General features: G+C 38.7%; 22 protein-coding genes. 9 read left to right on the forward strand and 13 right to left on the reverse strand.

The window, feature by feature from the left end:
• The first annotated feature begins 19 nt into the window (after positions 1–19).
• The 3 genes from H4J52_RS12840 (at position 20) to H4J52_RS12850 (ending at position 2,826) form a co-directional block, all read left to right on the forward strand.
• The gene (locus H4J52_RS12840; RefSeq protein WP_182177434.1) at positions 20–559 is read left to right on the forward strand and encodes a GNAT family N-acetyltransferase; all 540 of its coding nucleotides are present in this window, start codon (positions 20–22) and stop codon (positions 557–559) included.
• Between the two features lie 136 nt (positions 560–695).
• Positions 696–1,625, forward strand: a complete 930-nt coding sequence (locus H4J52_RS12845; RefSeq protein ID WP_182224872.1) for an ABC transporter ATP-binding protein — start codon at positions 696–698, stop codon at positions 1,623–1,625.
• Positions 1,618–2,826 carry an ABC transporter permease gene (locus H4J52_RS12850; RefSeq protein WP_182224874.1) on the forward strand — a complete coding sequence of 403 codons (1,209 nt, stop codon included), beginning with the start codon at positions 1,618–1,620 and terminating at the stop codon, positions 2,824–2,826. Before H4J52_RS12845 ends, H4J52_RS12850 begins: the two co-directional genes overlap by 8 nt.
• A gap of 79 nt (positions 2,827–2,905) precedes the next feature.
• Here the strand turns inward: H4J52_RS12850 and fadA are convergent, their stop codons facing one another.
• The 7 genes from fadA to H4J52_RS12885 all read right to left on the reverse strand — a co-directional run bounded on the left by fadA (position 2,906) and on the right by H4J52_RS12885 (position 11,875).
• A complete protein-coding gene (fadA, locus tag H4J52_RS12855) occupies positions 2,906–4,069 on the reverse strand; it encodes an acetyl-CoA C-acyltransferase FadA (RefSeq protein ID WP_182203291.1) in 1,164 nt (387 codons plus the stop codon).
• A 15-nt stretch (positions 4,070–4,084) separates the two neighbouring features.
• The gene (gene fadB, locus H4J52_RS12860; RefSeq protein WP_182177442.1) at positions 4,085–6,253 is read right to left on the reverse strand and encodes a fatty acid oxidation complex subunit alpha FadB; all 2,169 of its coding nucleotides are present in this window, start codon (positions 6,251–6,253) and stop codon (positions 4,085–4,087) included.
• A 389-nt stretch (positions 6,254–6,642) separates the two neighbouring features.
• Positions 6,643–7,878, reverse strand: coding sequence for an ABC transporter permease (locus H4J52_RS12865; RefSeq protein ID WP_182177444.1), 1,236 nt, complete (start codon positions 7,876–7,878; stop codon positions 6,643–6,645).
• Positions 7,878–9,089, reverse strand: coding sequence for an efflux RND transporter periplasmic adaptor subunit (locus H4J52_RS12870; protein WP_182177446.1), 1,212 nt, complete (start codon positions 9,087–9,089; stop codon positions 7,878–7,880). The genes H4J52_RS12865 and H4J52_RS12870 overlap by 1 nt, the downstream gene beginning before the upstream one ends.
• A complete protein-coding gene (locus H4J52_RS12875) occupies positions 9,086–10,243 on the reverse strand; it encodes an HlyD family efflux transporter periplasmic adaptor subunit (RefSeq protein WP_182177448.1) in 1,158 nt (385 codons plus the stop codon). Before H4J52_RS12875 ends, H4J52_RS12870 begins: the two co-directional genes overlap by 4 nt.
• Positions 10,236–11,207 (reverse strand): HlyD family efflux transporter periplasmic adaptor subunit, encoded by a 972-nt coding sequence (locus tag H4J52_RS12880; protein ID WP_182224876.1) that lies wholly within the window; start codon positions 11,205–11,207, stop codon positions 10,236–10,238. The genes H4J52_RS12875 and H4J52_RS12880 overlap by 8 nt, the downstream gene beginning before the upstream one ends.
• Positions 11,192–11,875 (reverse strand): ABC transporter ATP-binding protein, encoded by a 684-nt coding sequence (locus H4J52_RS12885; protein WP_182177452.1) that lies wholly within the window; start codon positions 11,873–11,875, stop codon positions 11,192–11,194. The genes H4J52_RS12880 and H4J52_RS12885 overlap by 16 nt, the downstream gene beginning before the upstream one ends.
• Before the next feature lie 389 nt (positions 11,876–12,264).
• Between H4J52_RS12885 and H4J52_RS12890 the strand changes: the two genes are divergently transcribed.
• Entirely contained in the window at positions 12,265–12,498 is a 234-nt protein-coding gene (locus H4J52_RS12890; protein WP_182177454.1) for a hypothetical protein, read from the forward strand.
• 112 nt (positions 12,499–12,610) lie between these two features.
• Here the strand turns inward: H4J52_RS12890 and H4J52_RS12895 are convergent, their stop codons facing one another.
• Positions 12,611–14,833 (reverse strand): EAL domain-containing protein, encoded by a 2,223-nt coding sequence (locus tag H4J52_RS12895; protein WP_182177456.1) that lies wholly within the window; start codon positions 14,831–14,833, stop codon positions 12,611–12,613.
• A 266-nt stretch (positions 14,834–15,099) separates the two neighbouring features.
• Here H4J52_RS12895 and H4J52_RS12900 point away from each other — a divergent pair, with 266 nt between their 5' ends.
• Complete coding sequence (locus tag H4J52_RS12900; protein WP_182177458.1) at positions 15,100–16,011, forward strand: TIGR03899 family protein; 912 nt, start codon at positions 15,100–15,102, stop codon at positions 16,009–16,011.
• A gap of 178 nt (positions 16,012–16,189) precedes the next feature.
• Here H4J52_RS12900 and H4J52_RS12905 read toward each other — a convergent pair whose 3' ends face one another.
• The 3 genes from H4J52_RS12905 to H4J52_RS12915 are packed head-to-tail and all read right to left on the reverse strand — an operon-like array spanning position 16,190 to position 20,500.
• Positions 16,190–16,966: a phosphoadenylyl-sulfate reductase gene (locus H4J52_RS12905; protein WP_182177460.1), complete on the reverse strand. Its 777-nt coding sequence runs from the start codon at positions 16,964–16,966 to the stop codon at positions 16,190–16,192.
• Complete coding sequence (cysI, locus tag H4J52_RS12910) at positions 16,959–18,707, reverse strand: assimilatory sulfite reductase (NADPH) hemoprotein subunit (protein ID WP_220459976.1); 1,749 nt, start codon at positions 18,705–18,707, stop codon at positions 16,959–16,961. Before cysI ends, H4J52_RS12905 begins: the two co-directional genes overlap by 8 nt.
• A complete protein-coding gene (locus H4J52_RS12915; RefSeq protein WP_182177462.1) occupies positions 18,707–20,500 on the reverse strand; it encodes an assimilatory sulfite reductase (NADPH) flavoprotein subunit in 1,794 nt (597 codons plus the stop codon). The genes cysI and H4J52_RS12915 overlap by 1 nt, the downstream gene beginning before the upstream one ends.
• 213 nt (positions 20,501–20,713) lie before the next feature.
• Here H4J52_RS12915 and H4J52_RS12920 point away from each other — a divergent pair, with 213 nt between their 5' ends.
• Positions 20,714–21,820, forward strand: a complete 1,107-nt coding sequence (locus H4J52_RS12920; RefSeq protein ID WP_182177464.1) for an NAD(P)/FAD-dependent oxidoreductase — start codon at positions 20,714–20,716, stop codon at positions 21,818–21,820.
• Positions 21,821–22,017: 197 nt separating this feature from the next.
• Here H4J52_RS12920 and H4J52_RS12925 read toward each other — a convergent pair whose 3' ends face one another.
• On the reverse strand, positions 22,018–22,776 hold the full coding sequence (locus H4J52_RS12925) for an FKBP-type peptidyl-prolyl cis-trans isomerase (protein WP_182177466.1): 759 nt from the start codon (positions 22,774–22,776) through the stop codon (positions 22,018–22,020).
• A 130-nt stretch (positions 22,777–22,906) separates the two neighbouring features.
• Here H4J52_RS12925 and H4J52_RS12930 point away from each other — a divergent pair, with 130 nt between their 5' ends.
• Both H4J52_RS12930 and H4J52_RS12935 read left to right on the forward strand, forming a co-directional pair.
• On the forward strand, positions 22,907–23,899 hold the full coding sequence (locus tag H4J52_RS12930) for a hypothetical protein (RefSeq protein WP_310649985.1): 993 nt from the start codon (positions 22,907–22,909) through the stop codon (positions 23,897–23,899).
• A 19-nt stretch (positions 23,900–23,918) separates the two neighbouring features.
• Positions 23,919–24,155, forward strand: a complete 237-nt coding sequence (locus H4J52_RS12935) for a SlyX family protein (protein WP_182224878.1) — start codon at positions 23,919–23,921, stop codon at positions 24,153–24,155.
• 68 nt (positions 24,156–24,223) lie between these two features.
• Here the strand turns inward: H4J52_RS12935 and H4J52_RS12940 are convergent, their stop codons facing one another.
• The gene (locus H4J52_RS12940) at positions 24,224–24,418 is read right to left on the reverse strand and encodes a YheV family putative zinc ribbon protein (protein WP_182177470.1); all 195 of its coding nucleotides are present in this window, start codon (positions 24,416–24,418) and stop codon (positions 24,224–24,226) included.
• A gap of 102 nt (positions 24,419–24,520) precedes the next feature.
• Between H4J52_RS12940 and H4J52_RS12945 the strand changes: the two genes are divergently transcribed.
• A complete protein-coding gene (locus tag H4J52_RS12945; RefSeq protein WP_182224880.1) occupies positions 24,521–26,428 on the forward strand; it encodes an ATP-binding cassette domain-containing protein in 1,908 nt (635 codons plus the stop codon).
• Positions 26,429–26,482 lie beyond the last annotated feature (54 nt).

Genomic DNA, 26,482 nt, shown 5'->3' on the forward strand with positions numbered 1-26,482 from the left:
CGATACCCCAGTCAATAAAATGAAAATTAATAACTCTGCTCGACTTAGCTACCAATTAATGACAATTGACGACGCAGAGTTATTGTATCAACTTGATCAAGACCCTGAAGTGATGCGTTTTATCAGCGATGGTAATCCATCTTCACGCGAGACTATTTATAACGTTTTAGTGCCTCGCATGCAAAAATACTTGAACTCAACAAAAGGTTGGGGAATATGGCAAGTTAATAGCACTGAAACCAATGAATACATTGGTTGGGTACTTGTTCGGCCAATGAATTTTTTCTCTACTTCACCTGAATTTGATAACCTAGAACTCGGCTGGCGATTTTTTCAAACTTCGTGGGGCAAAGGCTTTGCCAGTGAAGCGGCGCAACATATTAAAGATGTCTTAGCAGCCAAGTCTGAATACAAAAAATTTAGCGCGATTGCTGACGAAAATAATCTCGGTTCAATTGGTGTCATGAAGAATATAGGTATGTCTTACGTTAAAACATACAGACACATCGACCCATTATTTGAATTTGATGTCGCGTATTACCAGATAAAAAACGCATAAACTCAGAACAATCAATAAAGATTTAAAATATCTTACGTTTTAAAAATAATTCTCTTTTCTTGTAATAAAATTGCTAATTATCATACTAAGTTCACAATGATTAATTTTTATAGTTTTAATTAAGGAAAGAAAAACCATGGAGCTAGTTGTAACTCACGTCCAAAAAAATTATGCCAATGTAGCCGCGATCAAGAACCTGTCATTTAACGTTAGCCAAGGTGAAATTTTTGCTTTGTTAGGGCCAAATGGTGCGGGTAAATCTTCCTTAGTACGCATGTTAACGGGTTTTACTCAACCTGATAGTGGCACCATAACATTAACCATGGACGGAAATAAATACTCATCTATTCCTTCTCATACCTTAGGATATTTACCTGAAGATAGAGGTTTATACCCTGAAAAATCACTGATGAAGAATTTGATATATTTTGCACAACTTAATGGTGTTGATAAAAAGTCGGCAATAGAAGAAGCTGAATTTTGGTTAGAGCGTTTTGACATATTAGAGCGCAAAGACGATCAACTGAAAACCTTATCTAAAGGCAACCAGCAAAAAGTCCAATTAATCACTGCCGTTATTCATAAGCCAAAATGGGTTATTTTAGATGAACCATTTTCCGGTTTAGACCCCGTCAATCAAGAAAAAGTCGTTATATTTTTGTCTGAACTAAGAGCCAAAGGAATGACCGTTATATTAAGCGCTCATCAAATGGCTATGGTGGAAAAATTGGCTGATCGGATGTTATTAATGAACTTAGGCGAAGCAGTTTTATACGGCAGTTTACAAGAAATTCAGCAGAAAATTGATTCATCAACGCATTTAACCGCGCAATTTTCAGAAGAGCTTGATTCAAGTAAAGTATCAGAAATACTGGCTGATACCAAACACAGCTTAACTAACAACAAAACGCTTGAGCTGAGTTTAACACCTTTACAGTCAATCAATGAGTTACTTCAACGCTTAACCTCCATAGGTGACCTTGAAGCTATGCATAGCAAAAAAATGGATTTACATCAGCTTTATCTAAATGCTATCGCTAATCACGGAGCTATAAACAATGATTAAAAAAAATAGTAAAAAGCAGCAAGTTTGGTTAGTAACGTCTTGGGAATTCATGCATTTTTTCAAATGGAAACAAGAAATAATATCAAAGTTAATCATTGTCGCCATTGGGTTAATAATTATGTTGTGGCAATATATAAAAGATGATCAACTTACTGTTTATAAAGTTGCTGTACCTGCAACGATGTCACAACTTCAAAATAGTGATAGCTTTGAATTTATTGCCAGTAACGCCCCTCTTAAACAATTAAAAAAACAATTAGCCCAGGAAGATAGCTGGGACGCGGTATTATCAGAAACACCGTCTACAAACTCGGTAAAACAAATTACTCTTTACAGTAAAAACAAACAAAGTTGGCTCGGCGAGTTAAAACAAACGCTGAGTCAACAATATACCGTACAATACGCTAGTAGTTTAGGTTTGGCGGAAGAACAGTTAAATGTTTTAAATCAATCCTCTATCTTTGAAAATAAGTACTTAGATGAGAGTATAAAGTCTGATAATAGCCCCGCGAAGGCAACGGCAATTGCTATGATTGTTATTTTGGCTATTGGTATTTTCACTTCTTTTGGTCAACTGTTTGTCAGTGTTACGGGTGAAAAACAACAACGCGTAACCGAGCAGTTATATGCTTGTATATCAGCGCAAACTTGGATCGACGGCAAAATTTTAGGTCAAATGTTACACTCAATTAAAGCCATGATCACAATAGTGATTACTGGCATGTTGGGCTATGCCTTTGTTACCGTAATTATTAAAGGCGGTATCATTGATTTTTCCATGATAGATTGGTCATTACTGCCCTGGTTAATACCATTTGCCTTAACCGGTGTTTACCTTTGTACTGCCTTTATGGCAGCAATTGCAGCAGCGATTGACGATCCGAACCATAGCGCAAAAACAAGTATAATGCTGTTACCCTTAGTACCGATGATTCTGGCATTCATCACAATGGATGGTCCTTCTGGTTGGGCTTTAACCTTTTTGAGTTTCTTCCCTTTAACTTCCTTTGTCGCTATGCCAGTAAAAATGTCGCTTATCGATGTTCCGCTTTGGCATTCATTATTATCGCTTAGTTTATTGGTGATTTTATGTTTTTGGGTAAGGACTGCTGCTGCAAGGTTATTTAAAATGGGCATGAGTATGTACGGTAAAGAGCCAAGTTTTAAAGATATGATGCGTTGGGTGGCAAAAGAAAAGTAGTACATTTTTACTTATAAAATAATAAAGCTCACCGAAGTGAGCTTTATTTACATTAATAATACGCGGTTAAATTTTACAATTAAACGCGTTCAATTACCGTTGCAATACCTTGACCTAAACCGATACACATAGTCGCTAAACCTATGCTGACATCTTGACCTTCCATTAGGTTCAATAAAGTACCTGTGATACGCGAGCCAGAACACCCTAATGGATGACCTAAGGCGATAGCGCCACCGTTTAAGTTAATCATATCTTCAGCTCGGTCTTCTAAGCCTAAAGACTTAACACACGATAAGGCTTGAGCCGCAAAGGCTTCATTAAATTCAGCTAATTCAATATCAGCTAAAGATAAACCGGCACGTTTTAATGCTTTTTTCGTGGCTGGAACAGGACCAAAGCCCATCGTAGACGGATCACAACCTGCAACCGCCATACCACGAATACGCGCACGAGGCGTTAAACCAAGCTCTTTTGCACGATCAGCTGACATTACTAACATTGCTGATGCACCATCAGACAACGCTGAAGAAGTACCGGCCGTTACTGTCCCGTTAACTGGGTCAAACACTGGACGTAAACCGGCAAGCGTTTCAATCGTTGTTTCAGGACGAATAACTTCATCATGTTCAACAAGCGTTAACGCGCCCATTGCATCGTGTCCTTGGGTGGCAACAATTTCATTGTCCCAACGACCAGCGAGCTGTGCTTCATAAGCTTTTCTGTGTGAACGTGCTGCAAAAGCGTCTTGTTGTTCACGAGTAATACCAAACTGCTTACCAAGTAACTCTGCGGTTAACCCCATGTTGCCAGCCGCACGAGAAATATACTTACTCAAGGCCGGATCAAAATCTACGTCGTACATCATAGGAACGTGTCCCATGTGCTCAACACCACCAACGATAAAGACATCACCTTGGCCACACATAATATTGGTTGTTGCATCATGCAAAGCTTGCATTGATGAACCACATAAACGGTTAACCGTTACCGCGCCAACAGTTTTTGGAATGTCAGTTAATAACTGTGCATTACGCGCAATGTTAAAACCTTGTTCTTTAGTTTGCTTAACGTTGCCCCAAATAATATCTTCAATTAATGAAGGGTCCAAATTAGGGTTACGCACTAATAATTGCTGCATTAAATGCGCTGATAAACCTTCAGCACGAACGTTACGAAAAACGCCAGCTTTAGAGCGTCCCATTGGTGTACGAATACAATCTACAATGACTACTTCTTTCATGTTCTTCTCCTTAGCTTATGCTGTTTTTACGTCTGTGTTGAAATAAGATTTACCTGATTTAGCCATTTCGCGTAATCCGTCAGTTACCTGATAAATTTCACCTAAATGCGCATACTTATCGGCCATAGCAATAAAGTTAGTTAAACCTAACGTTTCTAAATAACGAATTGCACCACCTCTAAACGGTGGGAAGCCAATACCGTAAATTAAGCCCATATCAGCTTCAGCGGCAGTATCAACAACACCTTCTTCTAAACAACGCACCACTTCATTGACCATAGGGATCATTAAGCGAGCAATAATGTCTTCACTACTGAATTCTTTTTTGTCTGCACAGGTACTTTCAAACAATGCGTAAGCATCAGCAGAAGCTACTTTTGTTGGACGGCCGCGCTTGTCTTGACCGTAATCATAAAAGCCTTTGCCATTTTTCTGACCAAGGCGCTTGTTACTATACAAAGTGCTTACTGGGTCATTATCGATTTTTGCCATACGCGTAGGAAAACCAGATGACATGACACCCGTACAGTGATCGGCGGTATCAACACCAACAACATCAAGTAAGTATGCTGGGCCCATTGGCCAACCAAATTGTTTTTCCATAATTTTATCAACAGCTGCAAAATCAACGCCTTCAAGCATTAATTGGCTAAAGCCAGCAAAATATGGGAATAAAACACGGTTGATATAAAAGCCAGGGCAGTCGTTAACAACAATCGGTGACTTACCCATTTTAGCGGCGTAAGCAACAACAGCTGCAACAGTTTCTTCAGAAGTTGCTTTACCACGAATAACTTCAACCAATGGCATTTTGTTTACCGGATTAAAGAAATGCATACCACAGAAGTTTTCTGGACGCTTTACACTTTGCGCTAACAAATCGATAGAAATTGTTGAGGTGTTAGAAGTTAAAATCGCATCCTCAGAAAGAAAACTTTCTACTTCAGCAAGTACCATACCTTTTACTTTAGGGTTTTCTACTACGGCTTCAACCACAATATCAACATCTTTAACACTATCGTAGCTAAGTGTTGGTGTGATGTTATTTAACACGCCAGCCATAGTCTTAACATTCATGCGACCACGTTCAACTTGCTTGGTTAAAATGCCAGCAGCGGTATTTAAACCTAAATCCAGTGCCGCATCATTAATGTCTTTCATGATGATTGGCGTACCTTTATAGGCAGACTGGTAAGCAATACCTCCGCCCATAATGCCAGCACCTAATACAGCGGCTTTATTCACTTGTTTAGTTGCCATTTTAGCGGCTTTCTTTGCTTTGCCTTTAACCACTTGGTCTGCCATAAACAAGCCAATTTGCGCGGTAGCAGCATCAGTTTTAGCAAGTTTAGCAAAGTTAGCATTTTCAATAAGCATCGCTTCTGTTCTACCGAGTAAAGCTGCAGCTTCGATAGTTTTTACCATCATCATTGGTGCAGGGTAATGTTTACCGGCTTTAGCGGCGATCATACCTTTACACGTATTGAAGGTCATAATTGATTCAACAGGGCTAAGTTTTAGCGCGTCGAGTTTCTGTTGACGTTTAGCTTGCCAATTTAACTTGCCTGCCATTGCTTCTTTAAGCATGCTAATAGCCGCTTCACGCAAATACTCAGGGGCAACAACAGCATCCAATAAACCGACAGCCATAGCTTGTTCTGGTTTAAAAGCTTTACCGGTAGACATCCATTCAACCGCGTTATCAGCGCCAATAATTCTGGGTAAGCGCACTGTGCCACCAAAACCAGGAATAAGACCTAATTTAACCTCAGGTAAACCTATTGAACATGTTGTATCAGCAATACGGTAGTCACAAGCTAAGCTCATTTCACAACCGCCACCTAAAGCAAAACCATTAAGCGCAACAACTGTTGGCAAATTAATGTCTTCAAATGAGTCAAAAACGTCTGAACCACCTTTGATCCAAGGAACAAGTTCCGCTTCTGGCAGTTTAAACATTGCTAAAAATTCAGTGATATCCGCACCAACAATAAAGTTAGACTTTCCAGACGTCACTAAAACGCCTTTCGCATCGCTACAATTATTAATCGCAGCAACCACTTCAATATATTCTTTAAAAGTTTCCTGATCGAACTTATTCACTGAGCCTTGTGCGTCAAATTTAAATTCAACAATGCCGTCATTCAGTAATTCGGCAGAAAGGTTTTGACCTTGAAATAACATGCCTAGTTTCCTCGTTTAGTGGGATAAAAATAGGGTCTGATACCGATTAAATAATAATTTAATGATCAGTTTTTATAATAATAGACGATTGAGTGTGCCTTGAAAGAAAAATAAATGCAAATTATTTAAACGGGCGTTTTAATTAGGTGTATTAATCTATCGTTTTTTAGCTAAATCACTAAAAAACAGCTTAGTCGAAAGCTCATTTATCGAGTCGACAGGTCAATAGACTAAGCAGTCATTAAAGATGTGATGGACCATTTAACGAAGTAAGAAATAGACTTGACCATTTGCTCAGTGCAAACCTACCGCGTTAACGTTCCTGTGAAAAAGATAACATTAATGTATTCAAAAGCGTTTACAAGACATGTAAACGCTTTTGAAAGCCGTTAGTCACTTTGTAAGGCGTCGATAGGGTCAAGTTTTGATGCTTTGATTGCAGGGTAAACACCGAAGGTTAACCCTACAAGTGCACAAATACTAAAAGACAAAATAATTGCACTCGTTGACCATGATACGGCCCATTCAGAATAAAGCGCGATAAGCTCTGAGAGCATGATCCCAAAAAACACCCCCAAGATGCCCCCCATAATTGAAATAGTAAAACTCTCGGCAATAAACTGTAAACGAATATCTTTTTGCGTGGCACCAACCGCTCGCAACAAACCAATTTCTTTGGTTCGTTCTAATACGGTAGCAAGCATAATATTCATAATACCGATGCCCCCCACTAATAAAGAGATACCGGCAACACAAGACATCACAATATTAAATATTTGTTGTGTCTGTTTTTGCTGAGCTAATAAAGCGGCGGGAATAACCAAGTTATAATCATCGACTTCATTATGGCGACGGTCAAGTAAATGACTCACCGCTTTCGCGGCGCTAATAGGATCAACACTGTCATCAAGTTTGAGTTTAATGCTAGTGACTTCACTTGCAAGTTTCTTACTGGCAAATTTATGTATCGCTGTTTTTAAGGGAATAAACACCTGACGTTGGTCGCCACCGAGTTTTATGCCCTGAAACTCCTGCTTCTTTAAAAAAGGCGCTTGTAATACTCCGACCACTTTAAACCAAAGGTGATTGATTTTAATATTTTGGCCAATAGCATTACCTTGTGGAAAAAGCTGCTTTGCTGTCGATGAACCAAGCAGTGCCACCTGAGAAAAGTTTTGATCGTCAGTTTCGTTGAGTAAACGCCCCTGTGCTAAATTGAATTTAGATAATGCAAAAAAGCTGGCACTTACTCCTGTTGCTTCACCATCACTTTTACCCTCTCCACTAAATATACTGTAAGTATCTATTAGTTTTTGCGCACTAAATGCCGTAACAAAGGGTAATGAACTCGCACTGATTTCACCATCTCTGATACTTAGCCCTGTGGAGTGCTTACGTTGTTCTTGTAACTCTTTCTCTTCAAAAACCTTCCCTTCTATGATCAAGTTATGCAGTCCCATTGAGTCGATCATTTTCATCGCTTCAGCTTCAGCTCCCTCACCAATATTAAGCATCGCGATAACTGCGCCAACGCCGAATATCATACCGAGTAACGTTAATAAAGTACGTAGCTTATGCTGGGCAAGCTCGGAAAAAGTATCGAGAAAAATCGCTAAATATTTCATTAACTATGCTCCTTATTGGTTAATGCTATTTTCTGACCTTCTTTAAGCCCTGATAAAATTTCAACATGACTTAAACTTGACTGCCCTAATGTAACGGGGGTAGAGATGTAATCGCCATTTTTATATAAATAAACAAAAGATTGTTTCGCTTCTACAAATACGCTCTGCAGTGGAATAACCATTTTCTTACTGGTGGCGATAATTTCAATATTGGCTTCTAACTTTCTTCCAGGAACAAATAGCTCAGTGTTTTGCTCTGTTAAAACAACAATAACTTCAAAATATTTTTGCGGATCGCCCCGCTTTATCGACGTAGGAAAAGGGGCAACTGTTTCAACAGTGCCTTTAAAGGGTTTATCCGTATAGGCGTTTAAAGTAATGCTTACCGGTTTATCTATCGCTAAGTTTATTGCTTCACTTTCTAAGACGAATAGCTTCACTTTCATGTTACTGATGTCAGGTAATTCAGCGATTTTTTGCCCTGGCCATAGTGATTGCCCTTCGCGAGGTTTTTCACCACGCCAATTGGCTTTATAAGCAAGTAACCCATCGTGGGGTGCTTTAACTTCTAGCTTTGCTAAACCTTCACTCAACTGCTTTAATTTACTCTTGCTTTGCGCTTGCTTCATTTCTAACAAGCCCATGTCTCCTGCTGAACTCGCGCTAAAACTATCATTTTTCCAATAAAGATATTCTTCTTTTGATCCCAAGTATTGGGTGTTTTGTAATGAATCAAGTATCTCTAATTTTGAACGTATTTGATCATCATTGATTGAGAAATTTTCAGCAAAACTTTTCTCTTGCCCCACCATACCAATATCTTTACTTATTGAGTCAAGTGCTTGGTTGAGCATACCTGTTTTTTCAATGATTTCTTGTTTAGTGATTGATAATTCGTTACGTCTATCTTTGCTTTGAATTTCCATGGCTTCGCCGTCAAAGCGTGCAATAACATCTCCTTTTTTAACACGTGAAAACTCTGGTGCTAGCCAAGAAATATTTTGCGGTCCTTGCCTGCTTATCGGTGCACTTATAACGGTTGCTTTTGCTGCAAACAACTCTCCTTTTGCAGGTACATTAACCACAAATTCTTGCTGAGTAACCTCATATAACAAAGGATCACTTTCTTGGCCTGAACAGCCTGTTATTGCAATAAACAGTAAACTGACAATTAATGTTTTTTTCAGTATTTTTTGTTGTGAATATCTCATAAAGTCACTATATCTCCTTGTGATAAGCCACTTTTAATGACCACTTTATCTCCCACAATATGGGCAATTTTAATCCTTTGAATATGATCAGATAAAAGACCAGGAATTAACACACTCCCTTGACCATTCTCTAACTTAACCGCTTGAGAAGACAAGGTTAACGCGTTATCGATCACTTCAGTAACCACCTCTATACGTGCGGTCATCCCAGGACGTATAACAATGTCTTCAGGTTGTTCAAAAGCAATGATTGCATCGAACACGCGGCGTTTATCTTGAGAAGACTTATCACGAAAAACACGACCTAATTCAACAATTTCTCCCTGTAGAACAATTTCTTGTGTACCATCAATCATGATTTTAACTTGTTGGTTCAGCTTGATTTTGCCACTATCAGGTTCAGCAATTTGTGCCTTTAATTGCATTTGTTCAATAACGGCAAGCTCAACAACCGGCTGACCAAATTGAATACTCTCGCCAACCGCTGGTTTTTCTCCTTGAAAGTTTGCTCGATAAATAACCATACCGTCAATAGGCGCTTTCACTTTCAAACGTTCTATATCACTTTTAAACTCATCAACTTCAGCCCTTAATCGATGTACCTTCCCTTTAGCTAACTTTAAATTTAGTGCCTTATTATTCTCATGAAATTTAAGTCTTTCTTTTGCAAGAAAAAAATCATTTTCAGCAATAGTGAAATCAATAATCGATTTTTTACGATCGTTATCAGAACGACTGTAATCGATAATATCAGCCTTGCGTTCTGCTTTTTCATAGTCCATTTGCTTTTCAGCGATACTGAGAATCAGCTCTTGTTCTGTCTCTGTTGCCTTAATTTCCTTATTTTCTAATTCCTGTTGAGCACGTGCTAAATCGGCTTGTTTATCAACCAACCTATCCATGACTTTTTTACTGTCAAAAGCAACAATCAATTCACCTTTTTTAATACGCGTATTCTCTTGTGCAAGCTTTTTAATTTGATACTGCCACATACCAGAAACAGATGGAGGGGCTATCATTGCGGTTTGCTTTGACTCTAATTCACCACTGGCGGTTACAATAAGCCTTACCTTTTCTAACTTCACTGTTTCGCTGGGTACTTTTTCACATGCACACAACAATACTAGCCATATAATGGGCAGATATTTATTCACTTGGGTCTACTCCTGTAAACTCTAATTGAGCGCTCATGCCTGGTAACAACGTTAAGGCTTCGTCAACGGTAAAAGAAAAAACAGCGCGATAATAAACATCGCTTCCCCATTCTTTACGTTCTTCGGGTTGGCTAGATATTTCGGTTAATGTTGCAGCAAGGTTATATTGTGGAAAGGCGTCAAGTTTGAAATCTACCACTGACTTTAATTGCAAATTTTTATAGTCAACCTCATGGACCCAAGCTTCAACGTACAAACCATTCACCGAAGGAATTTTGGCAATTTCCCACGAAGGTTGCGCTGTCATACCGACAAACACTTTCTCTCCGTACCATGGATGAGTACCATAAAGAACAGGACCAGTGCGCTCAGCATAACCACTCATTTGCTTGAGTTTATATTCATTGTATTGCAACTTATCTTGATGTTTTATGATGGTAATTTTTTGCTTAGTCACTGCAACCGTATTAGCTAGGTTGACTTGCTTTAAATTTTCAAGGGCTTTCGCATTAGCGACAACCGTTTTTTCGAGCTCAAGTTGGTTTTTTTGGTATTCATACTGACTTAAATGCACAACAGAAATACTGGCATCGATACGTGCTTTATCAAGAAGCAGCGCGGTTCTTTTTTGCCCGTAAGTTGCTTCCAAAAGTGATTGTTCTGCCGTACTGGTAATTCGAAATAACTCTTCATTGGCAGCAATTAAACTCACTTTTTCTTGTTCTATTTGACTTTGGATTGAGCCACTATCAAATACAACAACTAAGTCGCCTTTTTTGGCAATGTCACCCTCAGGCAACAACCACTGCACTTGTACATTCCAACTATCTGTTTTAGGAGAATAAAATGTTTGATTGTCACTGGCTTTAATTTGACCTGATAATATTAAAGGGATTTGCGTTAAGGCTAAGGTACAGCAACTATAAAAAAGTGTAATGCTTGATATTATTAGTTTTTTATACATAATCGGTCCTCAATCACGTTACCATCTTTCATACGGATCATTCTGTCAGCATATGCCGCAATATCTTCTTCATGAGTTACCATCACAATAGTTTGTCCTTGAGCATGCAATTCACAAAGTAAACCCATGATTTCATAAGACGTTTTTGAATCTAGGTTACCTGTCGGTTCATCAGCAAAAATGACTTCAGGGCGATTGACTAAAGCTCGGGCAATAGCAACACGTTGGCGTTGCCCACCAGACATTTCGAAAGGTTTATGATGCCATCTTGAAGTTAAGCCCACTTTATCGAGCATTTCCATGCCGCGTTTTTTTGCATCCTCGGGATCTGCATTACTGTAACGTAAAGGTAAAATAACATTATCAAGTGCTGTTAATCGGGGTAATAAATGAAAGGTTTGGAAAATAAAGCCTATTTTTCGATTACGTATTTGCGACAAGCTTTCATCATCAATATTTTTTATCGACTCTCCCGACAATAAATATTCACCTGACGTGGGTGTATCGAGGCAACCCAAGATACTCATTAAGGTTGATTTACCTGAACCCGAGGTTCCCATTACCGCAACGAATTCATTATTTTCAATGGTTAATGAAACATTATTCAGTGCTATAACTTGTGTTTCACCTTCGCCATAAATTCGACTGATGTTATCAATCTTGATCACTATTACGCTCCATGAAAATTAATCCTTATTAATGCGATAACTTTTACCCAATAAATAAAGGTAAAATATCTAATACAACAATATATCGTTTTAAAATTTAATCACAAACGTCTGAATTGTAATAATTTATTTCAATAAAGACAAAATTTAGTAGCCAAAACTTTTAGAAAACATGTCAATGAAATATTAGAAAAATATCGAGTAGGTTAACCTTTTTTAAACATTCAATACGATAAGTTATAGATACAACAAGTTAACTATATGTATATATCACGTTAAATAAAAAGCAGTACTAGGCTATTCTCAAAGATTGACCGGCTATTTTTTAGACAGTCTTTTATGTTTTTATATACACCTATACTCATTTTAATAATCTAATAAGGATACTTATGAGAATCAAAACTATAATTTTAGCGATAGCAATCACTGCATCAACAGCATTTACTGCATTAGCAGCTACACATCAGTCTGTATCAGGCTCTAGTATTTGGGGAGATACTTATGGTGAAGCTTATGGAGGAGCATACCAAAACCTTACATCACAGTATCCTGGCGTTCATGAAATTAACGTACGATGTCTTGATATGAAAGGTGCTTGGAAATGTTATGCAGCGGAGTTATAGACATTTAAATATATATGTTTTTACTGTATCGATTACAGTTGAAGGAGTAAACATAGAAAGCCAGGATAATATATCTTGGCTTTCTTTTAATGAAACAAAAGATTAGTTAACGTTAATTATTATTACGTAAAAACGTTAAAAATTCATCAGCAGGCATGGGTTTAGCGTAAAAGAAACCTTGTACTTCGTCACACCCTTGAGCAATTAAATGGGCTTGTTGTGCTTCTTCTTCAATACCTTCAGCAATAACTTTTAAGTTCATTTGCTTACCTAAGTTTATAATGGTGTCAGCAATTAATGATTGTCCTGGCTGTGCAATATCAGTAATAAATGATCGATCCACTTTTAAACGGTCAAGTGGTAGTTTTTGTAAGTAACTCATTGAAGAATACCCTGTACCGAAATCATCAAGAGCGATACTAATACCTTCTGCTTTTAATTTAACTAATGCGTCAATAACAACTTGAGGCTCGTCCATTAAAATATTTTCGGTTATTTCTAATTCAAGCTTACTCGGTTTAACATCATGTCTAATCGTTGCTTGAATAACACTGTCAACAAAGTTATCACGTTTAAATTGAGGAATAGAAACATTCACTGAAATACCTACATGGTCAAATTTCTGCTGCTCTAATACTTTAATTTGTTTACATGCTTGGTTAATAACCCAGTCACCAATCTCAACGATTAAACCTGAGTATTCTGCAAGAGGAATAAACACGGCAGGTGAAATAAATTTACCTTCAGCGGTGCGCCAGCGCAGTAATGCTTCAGCGCCAATAACCTTGCGTGCTATTAAACTCAGTTGAGGTTGATACCAAAGTTCCAAACGATTATCAGCAAAATCAGTACGTAATTGCCTGATCATACCTAAACGCCATAGGGTTTCATCTTCCATTTCTTTTTTATAATAAACAAAATTCACATTGTCGCTTTTTTTAGCTAAATTCAATGCGATGTTTATTTGATTAAGCACTTTTACCCCTTGTTCCCCTGCACTACTTTTTGAACATAAGCCAAAACATGCCGTAACCGGTAAACGCTGTTCACCCGCGGTAAATGAACGATAAAATAATGACATTAACCTATCAGGATTTACGCTATCAGCAGGGCCAATAACACCAAACACGTCAGCACCCATACGAGCAATTTGACAACCGTTGCCTAACTCTTTCATTCTTTCTGTTACCGCAAGGAGAAGTTTATTACCTAAATCTTGTCCCAAACCATCATTGATATCACTAAAGTGATTAATATCAATTAAGGCAGCAACAAGATCTGTCTCTTCTGATTGAATAAAGCGGTCAAGTAAATTAACAAACTCTAAACGATTCGGTAATTCAGTAAGCCAGTCACGATATGCGGCATTTCTCAACTTTTGAAATAAATGAACATTTTCATAGCCGATCGCTACATTGGCTAAAAACACTTCAATTAATTGTATTTGAATTTCTGTTAATTCTTGCTCAAGCTCAAGATAAATAACAGCACGGTATCCACCACTCGCTAAATACAATGCCGCATGGTCATGATTATAACCATGTTGCTTTTGGGTAAAACAACGGCTAATGCGGTCTTGTAATACGTTGCTATCGAAGCAAGATATTTTTTGATTTATTAATTCGGTGCTATGCCCCATTTGACCTAAAACATGTAAGCTTAAATCGTCAGAGCCTTCTATTATACCTTGCCCACGGGCACAAAAAACACTGCAATGGCTCTTACTCAACTTAATTAATTGCGACAATACACCTTCTGCATATTCATGAATACTATGGAGTTCAAGCAGGTCTGCAGTGGCACTAATAATTTTTTCTAAACCAAGGCGGTTTTGGTTTACTGAGTGAATTTGTTGGTATGAACGAATAGCAGCATATACTGTTGTGACTAATTTACGGCGAGTTAATTCTGTTTTAGTTTTATAGTCGTTGATATCATAATCTTTGATGACACTCTCTTCTGGTGCGTAACCTGGCTGACCCGTTCTAAGTACGATACGTATATCTTGGCGGCAGAGCGTTTCGCGAATATGTTTAACAACATTCAAGCCAGCATCATCAGTTTCCATGACAACGTCGAGTAATACCAAAACGATATCCTCGTGCTCTTCAATAAGCAGGCATGCATCGCGTCCAGAATAAGCGTGGATATACTCTATATTTTTACCTAAGACAACTAAATCGGAGAGTGCTAACTGAGTAACAGAGTGAATTTCGGGATCATCATCAACAATCAATACTTTCCACGTTTCAGCACTACCATCATTTAGAATTTCATCTTCATCACTATCATCAATAAATAAAAAGTCGTCATTATTATTTTCAGAAGCCTGCATATCGCCCTCAATTAACCAGTGAAACATAACTGATTAAGATTTTTTTAACATCAAATTTATTATGAACTATATTCCCAATAAACTACATAATAAGAGTCAGTTAAATAATATTCAACCTAGAATTACAATTATATTCATAATTTCAATTGCTTCCTTATTTTATGTTAAGTTTAGATTAATAAAGAGAAGATTGCTGATTTTAATTTTCCAGCGTATGCTTAGAAAAAATAGTAATAAAAATAATATATTAGTTACGGTAATTTTTTATGAAAGACATAAACGAACCCTCAACTGTACCCCTTGTTATTACTGACAAGCCTGTTAACAACGAAGTCATAAAAACAACATCTACCAGTAAAAATGGTGGCAATAAAAAAAATGCAGGGGTTTCCTCGCAAATGCAGCTTTTAGCATTAGCTAAGAACTTCGTACTTGATGGCGGGTTAGCTTCACTAGAAAAACAAATGCCCTTGGAAGAAAGAACTCAAAAAAGAGCACGAATTTCTGCATTACGAAAGCAAGAAAATCTTGAAGCAATTATTAAAAGGTCAATCAATTACTGTTCTGCGACAGAGTTCGCAAATAAAGCAGACGCGGATTGGTTTAGTACCTTCACTGAACTCGCTGAAGATGTTAGTAATACGACAATGCAAAACTTGTGGGCCAAAATCCTCGCGGGTGAAATATCACAACCCGGTTCGTTCTCAACTAAAACGCTTAAAATTTTTCGTGCGATGAGTATTACCGAGGCTAAATTGTTAGCAAAGGCTTGCAGTTTGGCAGTGACAGAGCCAGCGAAAAGAAATATTCGTATTATCTCAGGAGCCTATCAGACACCAAGCTTGTTCAACTTTTTTAGTAAAAACAGAGAGCAAAACATACCCTTTAGTCAGTTTTCATTAAGCTACGCTGACTTACTCATTTTGGCTGATAATCACCTCGTTTTTATACAAGAAACAGAGTCTAACCCCATGGATAAGTCAGAAGCGTTTACTTTTAATTTTAACGGTAGGCCATTAACACTTACGGCAAAAAAGTCTTCCTGTGTACTGAAGTTTTATAAATTTACCCCGGTTGGTAGCGAGCTGGCACGTCTGATCAGCGATAATGTTGATGATGCTTATTTACAGCATTTGAAAAGTGCAATAAGTGAGAGTTTTTCGGTTGTTGAAGGTTGATGTTTGCGGGTACCAGCCCCCAAATTCCCTCTTATTGAAAGACAATTTTCTGTTCCATAAAAAATCAGTGCCTACATTTATATAGGCCAATTGAATATGACGTTAACAGTATTAAACATAAAAAGGACAAGCATCCAAGATGTTTGTCCTTAAGATTAAATCTTTAGTAAGACTTACTTTAAATACCGTCACCGTCAGTATGTAGGCCACATTCTCTCGCCATGCCAGAAAAACGGGTATCACTTTCAGTCATACCTAACGTTAACGGTCGTGTACTGTGCGTGTCGCCAACGGATACATAACCTTTGTCCCATAATGGATGATAAGGCAAATTATGCTTCGTTAGGTACTCATGTACATCTTTATTACTCCAATCAATAATTGGATGAACTTTAAAGCGACCGCGTAAAATACTGACAACAGGCAAACCTTGACGATGCTCTGATTGCTGACGCCTAACACCAGAAAACCATGTTGCCGCATGCAGTTCATCTAAACCACGCTCGAGGGGTTCAACTTTATTACGGCGATTATAGGCTTTTAAAGATGCCTCATCTTTCGCCCATTCTTCGCCATATTTTGCTTGTTGCCATGCCGCACTTTCAGCTGCACTATACACTTGTAAGTTCAAGTTCAAACGTTCGTTGAGCTTTTCAATAAACTGATAGGTTTCAGGGAATAAGTGTCCGGTATCAGTAATAAGTACTGGGATATTTGCGTCAACTTGCGTCAACATATGCAACATAACCGCCGATTGAATACCAAAACTTGATGACAAAACAAACTGCGACGGTAAATTTTCCATCGACCACTCAACACGCTCGGTGGCGGTTTGCTTTTCTAACAACTCATTCCATTGATTTAACCATGGCTTAGGCAAAGAAGCGGGGAAACGGTTATTAATCGACGCCTTTATCTCTGTAACATTCGTACTGCTGCTTATAACTTTAGTCATGAAAATCTCGCTTGCTGTTTTTCACTTCTGCGATAATACCGGTGCGGATAGTAAAGTCGCCAAACGCTTCTCTATCCGTGCGCTCTGAAGACCAACGCCCCACTAGCGCATCCATTTCATCAAGAATATCTTGTTCGCTTAAGTTTTCTTTATACATTTTTGGTACACGCGTTCCGGCTAAGTTTCCACCTAAATGCATATTGTATTTACCCGGACCTTTACCGACTAAGCCAATTTCGGCCAACATTGCACGGCCACAGCCATTTGGACAACCCGTAACCCGTAAAATAATACTTTCATCACTCATCTTGTGTTTCGCTAAAATCCCCTCAACATCGGTGACAAAACCGGGTAAATATCGCTCGGCTTCTGCCATCGCTAATGGACAGGTTGGAAATGATACACAAGCCATAGAGTCTTTACGTTGCTTTGAAACAGTGTCATTCATCAAGCCATATTCACGAGCAATCGCTTCAATTTTTGCTTTGTCTTCGCTTGCCACTCCGGCCACAATTAAGTTCTGATTGGCTGTCATACGAAAATCACCTTTATGAATTTTCGCGATTTCAGCAACACCTGATTTAAGGGGTTTACCTGGTTTATCAAGTAAGCGACCGTTCTCAATAAATAATGCTAAGTGATGTCTACCATCAAAACCTTCAACCCAACCGATACGATCGCCACGTTCTGTGAACTCGTAAGGACGTGAGGTTTCAAACGTAATACCAGCACGTTGTTCAACTTCCGATTTAAAGGTCTCTACACCGACTCGGTCAAGCGTGTATTTAGTTTTGGCATTTTTACGGTTTACTCGGTTACCCCAATCGCGTTGTGTTGTAACAACCGCGGTCGCAACAGCTAAGGTATGAGCTAAAGGCACATAACCAAAGTCGTCTGCTTTGCGAGGATACGTTGACTTATCGCCATGGGTCATTGCTAAACCACCGCCAACGAGTACGTTGAAACCGACTAACTTGCCGTTTTTAGCAATCGCGATGAAATTTAAGTCATTGGCATGAACGTCAATGTCATTTTGTGGCGGAATAACGACCGTTGTTTTGAATTTACGTGGTAAGTAGTTACTGCCTAAAATAGGCTCTTCAGTTTCTTTACCTTCAGGGCCTTCAAGCTTTTCACCGTCTAACCAAATTTCGGCATAAGCACGAGTTTTTGGTAATAAATGCTCACTAATTTTTATTGCCCATTCATACGCTTCTTGATGAAGTTCTGACTCAATAGGATTAGAAGTACATAAAACATTACGGTTAACATCGCCAGCAGTAGCAATTGAATCGATACCAATACTGTTTAATGTTTGATGCATTAATTTAATATTTGGCTTTAATACGCCATGAAACTGAAACGTTTGACGTGTTGTTAAACGTATACTGCCATATGAGGTACTTTCTTGAGCAAATTTATCAATAGCTAACCACTGCTCTGGCTTGATAATACCGCCAGGCATACGAGCACGTAACATAACGTTATGTAATGGTTCTAACTTTTGCTTGGTGCGTTCACCACGAATATCACGGTCATCTTGCTGATACATACCATGAGTTCTAATAATATGATAATTGTCGGCAGTAAAACCACCTGTTGTCTGATCTTTTAAGTCATCAACGATTGTGCCACGTAAAAAATTACTGTCTGCTTTTAAACGTTCATTATCAGCTTGCTTACCTTCAACAATTAGTGGGCCTGGACCTGTTAGTACGATATCTTTATTTGTTGTCGTCATTAGTAAACATCCTTCTGGAAACGCTTCGCGTTGCGTAATTCTTTTAAATAGTCTTGTGCTTGTTCGATGCTTAATTTGCCATGCTCAGCAATAATATCGACTAAAGCGAGTTCAACATCTTTTGCCATACGGCTCATGTCACCACAAATATATAAATGTGCGCCACGCTCTAACCAAGCAAAAACTTCGCTGGCTTTTGCACGTAAACGATCTTGCACATATATTTTTGTTGCTTGGTCACGAGAAAAAGCTAAATCAAGGTTTGTTAACAAACCTGATTTTAAATAACCTTGCCATTCAACTTGGTATAAAAAGTCTTGTGTGAACGTTTGGTCACCAAAAAACAACCAGTTATCACCACTTGCTGTCGTCGCTTCACGTTCTTGCATGAAGGCTCTAAAAGGCGCAATACCTGTCCCTGGGCCAATCATTATTACCGGAGTATCGCCATTTTCAGGTAAACGAAAATTGTCGTTGTGTTCAATGAAAACTTTAACCATACCGCCTTCTTCAAGACGTTTACCTAAGAAGCTTGAAGCCCCCCCGGTTCTTAAATGATCATTGTCATTGTATTCAACTAAGCCTACAGTTAAATGCACTTCTTCTTCGACTTCCGCTTGACTAGAAGCAATAGAATATAAACGCGGGGTGATTTTTCTCAGAGCATCAGCAAAATCTTGCGCGGTAACTTCAGCCGGAGCCGCTTTGACTACATCAACAATTTGATGGTTACCCGCATATTCACGAGCAGCATTTTTATCTTCGCTTAAGGTAAGCAAGTTTTTATCTTTTGATTTATCAGCCCAAAAACTAATAAAATTAACCGCTGTTTGGGTGATTTCTAGTTTTGATGTTAACGCTTGGGCTAACGATAAACTTTCGCCCGCCACTTCAATGTTTTCATCTGCTGACAAATTCAATACTGAAATAAGTTCTGCCACTAAGCTTTCGTCATTTTCAAACCAAACACCTAAAGCATCGCCTGCTTGATAAGTTATACCTGAATCAGCTAAATCAATTTCAATATGGCGAACATCTTTCGCTGAATCACGGCCGGTAATTTTCTGACTTAAACTTAATTCAGCAGCATAAGGTGCTTGTTTAGTATATTCACTCATTGCACCTGCTGTTGGCATAGCAACGACATTGTTGGTGTCTACTTCGCTACCAAACAATGCTTTCGCTTTATTAACGACACTGTCTGACCATGCTTTTACATCTGCGTCATAATCAACATCGCAATCTACACGTGGCGACATTTGCTTTGCACCCAACTTACTTAAGTATTCGTCAAAATCTTTACCTGTTTGACAGAAAAACTCATAGCTGGTGTCGCCAAGAGCTAAAACACTATAGTATAAGTTGTCGAGCTTAGGGGCTTTCTTCGAGGCTAAAAATTCATGTAATGCAATGGCGTCATCAGGTGCTTCACCTTCGCCATTTGTACTCGCAACAATTAGTAAGTGTGTAAGATTCTTAATACTCTTAGGCTTAAAGTCGCTCATGCTTTTTAAGTCAACGACCATACCTTGCGCATGTGCTTGTGCGGCTAACGCTTTAGCAACACCTTTAGCATTTCCTGTTTGCGAACCAAATAAAATCGTTAGCGTTGCCGCCGGGGCTGCAACAGCTGATGGGCTAACGCCTGCGGATGCACCTTCAGATTTAGCCGCTAAATAACCACTTGCCCACGCAAGTTGTAACGCAGAGTAACTGCCAATAGTGTGTTGTAATGATGAAAGTTGATTTGCATCTAGCATAGTTTTCTGTAAGTTCTGTTGGTTTGGCAACATAAGGTCAATTCGCCCATTTAAATTTAATAAAATAATAATAGACTGGCTTTGCCGATAATAAAAAGAATAGAAAAGGCTTTTTTATTCCAAAATGGAATAAAAAAACTTTCAAACTAACAATGTTTATTGGTCATAGCTTTAAGCTATTCTTTTTCTTGATCTTTATATAAGAGACGACCACACTCTTAATAAGCTAACGTGATAGATGAAGTTATGGAAAAAGTAGCGGCGATAATTATTGGTGCAGGGGTTGTCGGGTTAGCCATTGGCGCTAAATTGAGTAACGATGTAAATAATGTCCTTATTATTGATAAAAACCCCCATTTTGGCGAGGAAACTAGTAGCCGTAATAGTGAAGTTATTCATGCTGGCATTTATTATCCTCAGCACAGTTTAAAAGCCAAACTCTGCGTAAAAGGCAAAGAAAAACTTTACCAATATTGTAAAGACCGCAATATTCCCCATCAACGCTTAGGAAAACTTCTCGTTGCCCATGGCCGCGCCGAAGAAATATCCTTAAAAAACACGTTAAAGCAAGCCGCACTTAATGGTGTTAATGATCTTACTTGGCTAACGGAAAGTGAGCTTAAAGTGTCTAATCCACAGTTGCATGCCACTGCAGCTTTACTTTCCCCCTCAACAGGTATTATTGATGTTCATTGCTATATGCAAGCATTACTGGCAGACATTGAACACAATAAAGGCCAGTTTGTTGGACAAACCCAGTTTATTAACGCAGAAAAAAGTTGTGATGGATTTATTGTTACCTTAAATAGCCAAGGTGAGATCATGCAGTTACATTGTCATTATTTGATTAATGCCGGGGGATTACACAGCACCAAAGTGGCCGAAAACATTAAGGCTTTAGCAAAAACACATATTCCAAAACTTTATTATTGTCGAGGGCACTATTTTTCCTACCAAGGAAAAAGCCCTTTTACGCAACTGATTTATCCGCTACCTCAAGCATATGGTCTAGGTATTCATGCCTCATTAGATATTGGCGGACAATTAAAGTTTGGCCCAGACACGCAGTATATCGATAGTATTGACTACCAAGTATCGGCTCATTTAAAAGCTAAATTTGTTAGCGCTATTCAACGCTACTACCCAACTTTAGATGAGTCACGCTTGCAACCGGCTTATTCTGGTATACGCCCTAAACTGCAGGGTCCCTCTGATGGTTTTAAAGATTTTATTATTCAAGGCGAAAAAGAACATGGTTTAAAGGGATTAGTTAATTTATTTGGTATTGATTCGCCCGGCCTAACTTCCAGTTTAGCTATCGCTGAGTATGTTGGCGAGCAACTGGCAATATAAGATTATATCTTTGAATATCGGAGAATGACCATCCTGAACATATACGTTCCTTCCCATCCATGGCAACGCGTTATACCGTTCATCCTGAACATATACGCTCCTTCCCATCCATGGCAACGCGTTATACCGTTCATCCTGAACATAAAAAAGCCAATTGTTTACACAATTGGCTTTTTTGACAGAAACGTTATTACTGACTATTTAATCGCTTCTTCTGGTGTAGCTGCCTTTTTAATGTCTAATAATTCAATTTCAAACTGTAATACTGAATTACCTGGCATCCCATTTTGTGGGTTACCAGCTGGTCCGTAGGCTAAATCAGAGGGAATAGTAAAAATATACTTTGAGCCAACTGACATTAACTGTACGCCTTCCGTCCAACCTTTAATAACACGGTTTAATGGGAATACTGACGGCTTGCCGCGGTCGTGTGAACTGTCAAACTTTTCACCATCGATGAAAGTGCCAGTGTAGTGAACAGTTACCGTATCAGCGGCGCTAGGTTTTTCACCTTCACTTTCAGTTACAACAACATATTGAATACCTGATTCAGTAATTTTTACACCGTCTTTCTTAGCATTTTCTTCTAAAAACTTGGTGCCTTGTTCAATTGCTGCAGCAGATTCAGCTGTCGCTGCTTCTTGTTGTTTTGCTTTCATTTGTTCATCAAGACTCATTAATAACGCTTGAATCTCTTCTTTTTCAATAATTGACTTGCCAGCAAGACTGTCGGTAAATCCGCGGGTAATTAATGCTTGGTCAAGTGGAACACCTAATTTTTCATGTTGATCAAGGTTCTTTTGCATGTACATGCCAATTGAAGCACCTAAACTGTAAGATTGCTTTTGTATTTCAGTTTCTAAAACAGGCGCTGGTGCTGTTTGTTCTACACTTTCTTGACAGCCAAACACTGACACAAGTGCAATAGCTAACATAGTTGGCTTAAATAATTTCATTTTTTCTCCGTTAACATAACCTAGTACTCAGGTGGAGGAAGTCCCCTAAGCTATTGATTAAATATTATGTATTGTTAGACAATGCGGCTTATACTAACGATAAATTAACTAAGAAAAAAGTATTAATATTGTGAACAAGTGTAATAACAAGCTAACACTGCTTTTCGTCTGTCTCTTTTCCTTACTTAATAGCGCTTGTCAGCCTGCTGGCGACAAACCTATACAACGCTGGCAGCATGCTACAGAAGGCTCCTACGCGGCTAATCTTTCTAATGATGCTAAATATAGTGTTGTTTCTTCTATTCATCATGGTTTAAGTTTATGGGACATAGAAAAAAATGCACTAAAATACCGCTGGTCACAACAGCAAAACAGTAGCGATAACTTAGTGCTGTTAGCCGACATTTCAAACAACAATAGTCATGCGCTCACTGCAAACCGAGAAGCTTTTTCTTTGTGGAATATAACTACAGGAGAATCTGAGGGTTATTGGAAAGTACGCGAATCAACAATTCGTGATATTGCTTTGTCTAATGATGGTGATTTTATTCTCCTTGGTAAAAGCAACGGGACCGTTGTTCACATTACGATGAGTAACGGTCGTCGTTTAGAGTTTTTAGGTCACACAGAAAAAATTAATGCGGTTGACATGCTTCCCAATGGCCGTATCGCTATTTCAGGCGGTAATGATTACGTTGCTTATATATGGGACACACAAAGTGGTCAGGTTATTTATCGATTTAACCACCCAAGTAGGGTCACTATGGTGGCTATTGATCCCAAAGGTCGCTTCGCTTTTACCGCAGACAGTCAAAAATCATCGAACATTTGGGATTTAAAAACAGGTAAACGCATCAGCCAATTACAGTACTTTAATCGCCAGGAGATTTTCAGCTCTGTACGATTTTCTGACGATGGCACTAAATTATTAACCGGAGCTCCTACTCGAAAGGTTAACCTTTGGAGTATCGCGACGGGTGAAAGACTAGACAGCTGGCGAGTAACGCCAAAAGAAAGTATTCGTGCTGCGGGTGCGGTAGTGTATAGTGTCGCCTTTAAAGAAAAGAACCAAATCATCACTGAAAGTTCATCTGGATACGCTGAACTTTGGCAAAGAAAGTAGCGCTAGGTAACCCAAAATCATGACAATAGAAACCCCCAGAGACATTATCGAATTACGAGAAAGTGTGGAAGCGCTTCAATCTCGTAATGCTTTTCAAGACGATATTATTGAGCAATTAAACAATGAGCTTGCTATCCATCAATTAGAACTATCAGAGCTGAGATCTCAGCTAAAATTAATCGCTAGACGAGTGCAAGATAATACTCCAGGCCAAAGCCAATCGCAAGAAGTAGAGCCACCACCACCTCATTATTAATGTAGTTGTTCTACTTCTACTCGTGTAAATGACATCCTGAATAATTTCAGGTTGTCAAAACACCCACATTACTCTTGCTTAAAAATACCAAACACTTGCTCTTTTGGACGAATTTGTTTCACGACATGTTCTTCTGGTTGTGACATCTGGTGTCCACAGCTCACGCAGGTGACTTTTTCAATGTTGTTTTCTTTGGTTAAACCCATCGTATCCATAGCATTACATTTTGGGCAAATAGCGCCAGCAATAAATCTTTTTTTCATGTTTTTCAATCCAAATAGAATCCAGTAACATTATTTTACCTTGAATCTTATCGATAGGAAAAGGACAATAGCACTCTGAATTAAAATGAGTAATTATAAACCATGATCATAGCCACCGACTTAAGCTTAGATAGAGGCGCTAAAAACCTTATAAAGGCATCAAGCTTTACTATACATCCTAACCACAAAGTTGGCTTAGTGGGCGCTAATGGCTGTGGAAAATCGTCTTTATTTGCTGCGCTATTAGGTGATTTACAACCCGACAGAGGTGATGTAAGCATGCCTTCAGGCTGGGATGTCGCCACGGTAAAACAAGAGACACCTGCGCTTGAACAATCAGCTTTAGATTATGTTATGGACGGTGACAAAGAGTTTCGTCAGCTGGAACAAAAACTTGAACAAGCACGGTTAAATGATGACGGTAACCAAGAAGCCCTCATTATTAACCACATTGATGCCATTAATGGCTATAGTTTGCCTGCACGTGCCAGCGAATTGTTACATGGGTTAGGTTTTTTACAAGAACAACTCGGTAATGCCGTAAAAGCTTTTTCGGGTGGGTGGCGAATGCGCCTTAACTTAGCTCAGGCTCTTATTAGCCGAGCAGATCTTTTATTACTCGATGAGCCCACCAACCATCTAGATTTAGATGCGGTAATTTGGTTACAACGTTGGCTAAAACGCTTCACAGGTACTTTAGTGCTGATTTCACATGACCGCGATTTTCTTGACGATGTTATCGGACAAATTTTGCATATAGAGCACCAAGAGGCAAAGTTATATTCTGGAAATTATACCGCCTTTGAACGCCAACGCGCTGAACATTTAGCCCAACAAGATGCACAATTTCAGAAGCAGCAAAAAGAAGTTGCCCATTTAACCTCATTTGTTGATCGTTTTAGAGCAAAAGCCAGTAAAGCCAAACAAGCACAAAGTCGTTTAAAACGTCTACAAAAATTACCCGACTTAGCGCCAGCACATATCGACAGTCAATTTACCTTTAGTTTCAAAACACCCGAGACACTGCCGTATCCGTTATTGGCCTTAAAAGAGACGACCTGTGGCTATAGCCAAGAAGCCATTATTTTACGAGATGTCGGTTTAACACTTGTGCCCGGAAGTCGAATAGGTCTTCTAGGGAGAAATGGCGCAGGTAAATCGACACTGATAAAGTCGTTAGCTGGTGATATAGCGTTAATTAATGGCGAACGCTATTGTGCTCAAGATTTAACCATAGGTTACTTTTCTCAGCATCAACTTGAACAATTACATATGCCAAGCAGTGCTATTGAACATATTGTCCGTGCGAGACCTGAAACCACAGAGTTACAAGCTCGGAGTTTTTTAGGTAGCTTTGGTTTTACTGGCGACCAAGCATTATCACCGGTAGAAACCATGTCTGGTGGAGAAAAAGCACGCTTGGTATTGGCATTAATTGTTAATGAGAAACCACAATTATTATTACTCGATGAACCCACTAACCATCTTGATTTAGAAATGCGTCAAGCCTTGGTCTTCGCTTTACAAGATTTCGAAGGGGCTATTATTTTGATCGCCCATGATCGCTTTTTATTAGAATCATGTGTTGACGAATTTTTCTTGGTGGCTAATGGGCAAGTTAATGAGTTTTTAGGAGATATTGACGATTATCAACAATGGTTAAACGACGATAAAAAGCAAACACTCAAAAATACCAAGCCAGCAAAATCTGCTGAAATTGTTGATAAGAAACAATTACGAAAAGAACAGGCTGAATTACGCAAAAAAGCATCACCATTGCGTAAGCAAGCAGATAAGTACGAGAAAAAAGTACAGCTATTGCATACCGAATTAGCTGAGGTGGAAGCGATTTTAGCCGAAAGTGATATATATCAAAGTGAGCATAAATCACGCTTAGCGACACTCATTAAGCAACAAGCGAGTCTCAAAGCAAACATTGAAGACAATGAAATGTATTGGCTTGAATTAGAAGAACAAATTGAAGAAGTTATGTTACAAGTTTCAATGTAAAATTTAATCATAAATTTTACATTACTTGCTACACTTAATATCAATAACCTTAAA

This window comes from Colwellia sp. MB02u-14 (assembly GCF_014076915.1).
Classification (GTDB): domain Bacteria; phylum Pseudomonadota; class Gammaproteobacteria; order Enterobacterales; family Alteromonadaceae; genus Colwellia_A.

Coding starts and splice junctions, on each gene's coding strand:
- H4J52_RS12840 (WP_182177434.1), top strand. CDS start 20: ATGAAAATTAATAACTCTGCTCGACTTAGCTACCAATTAATGACAATT.
- H4J52_RS12845 (WP_182224872.1), top strand. CDS start 696: ATGGAGCTAGTTGTAACTCACGTCCAAAAAAATTATGCCAATGTAGCC.
- H4J52_RS12850 (WP_182224874.1), top strand. CDS start 1,618: ATGATTAAAAAAAATAGTAAAAAGCAGCAAGTTTGGTTAGTAACGTCT.
- fadA (WP_182203291.1), bottom strand. CDS start 4,069: ATGAAAGAAGTAGTCATTGTAGATTGTATTCGTACACCAATGGGACGC.
- fadB (WP_182177442.1), bottom strand. CDS start 6,253: ATGTTATTTCAAGGTCAAAACCTTTCTGCCGAATTACTGAATGACGGC.
- H4J52_RS12865 (WP_182177444.1), bottom strand. CDS start 7,878: ATGAAATATTTAGCGATTTTTCTCGATACTTTTTCCGAGCTTGCCCAG.
- H4J52_RS12870 (WP_182177446.1), bottom strand. CDS start 9,089: ATGAGATATTCACAACAAAAAATACTGAAAAAAACATTAATTGTCAGT.
- H4J52_RS12880 (WP_182224876.1), bottom strand. CDS start 11,207: ATGTATAAAAAACTAATAATATCAAGCATTACACTTTTTTATAGTTGC.
- H4J52_RS12890 (WP_182177454.1), top strand. CDS start 12,265: ATGAGAATCAAAACTATAATTTTAGCGATAGCAATCACTGCATCAACA.
- H4J52_RS12895 (WP_182177456.1), bottom strand. CDS start 14,833: ATGCAGGCTTCTGAAAATAATAATGACGACTTTTTATTTATTGATGAT.
- H4J52_RS12900 (WP_182177458.1), top strand. CDS start 15,100: ATGAAAGACATAAACGAACCCTCAACTGTACCCCTTGTTATTACTGAC.
- H4J52_RS12905 (WP_182177460.1), bottom strand. CDS start 16,966: ATGACTAAAGTTATAAGCAGCAGTACGAATGTTACAGAGATAAAGGCG.
- cysI (WP_220459976.1), bottom strand. CDS start 18,707: ATGACGACAACAAATAAAGATATCGTACTAACAGGTCCAGGCCCACTA.
- H4J52_RS12915 (WP_182177462.1), bottom strand. CDS start 20,500: ATGTTGCCAAACCAACAGAACTTACAGAAAACTATGCTAGATGCAAAT.
- H4J52_RS12920 (WP_182177464.1), top strand. CDS start 20,714: ATGGAAAAAGTAGCGGCGATAATTATTGGTGCAGGGGTTGTCGGGTTA.
- H4J52_RS12925 (WP_182177466.1), bottom strand. CDS start 22,776: ATGAAATTATTTAAGCCAACTATGTTAGCTATTGCACTTGTGTCAGTG.
- H4J52_RS12935 (WP_182224878.1), top strand. CDS start 23,919: ATGACAATAGAAACCCCCAGAGACATTATCGAATTACGAGAAAGTGTG.
- H4J52_RS12940 (WP_182177470.1), bottom strand. CDS start 24,418: ATGAAAAAAAGATTTATTGCTGGCGCTATTTGCCCAAAATGTAATGCT.
- H4J52_RS12945 (WP_182224880.1), top strand. CDS start 24,521: ATGATCATAGCCACCGACTTAAGCTTAGATAGAGGCGCTAAAAACCTT.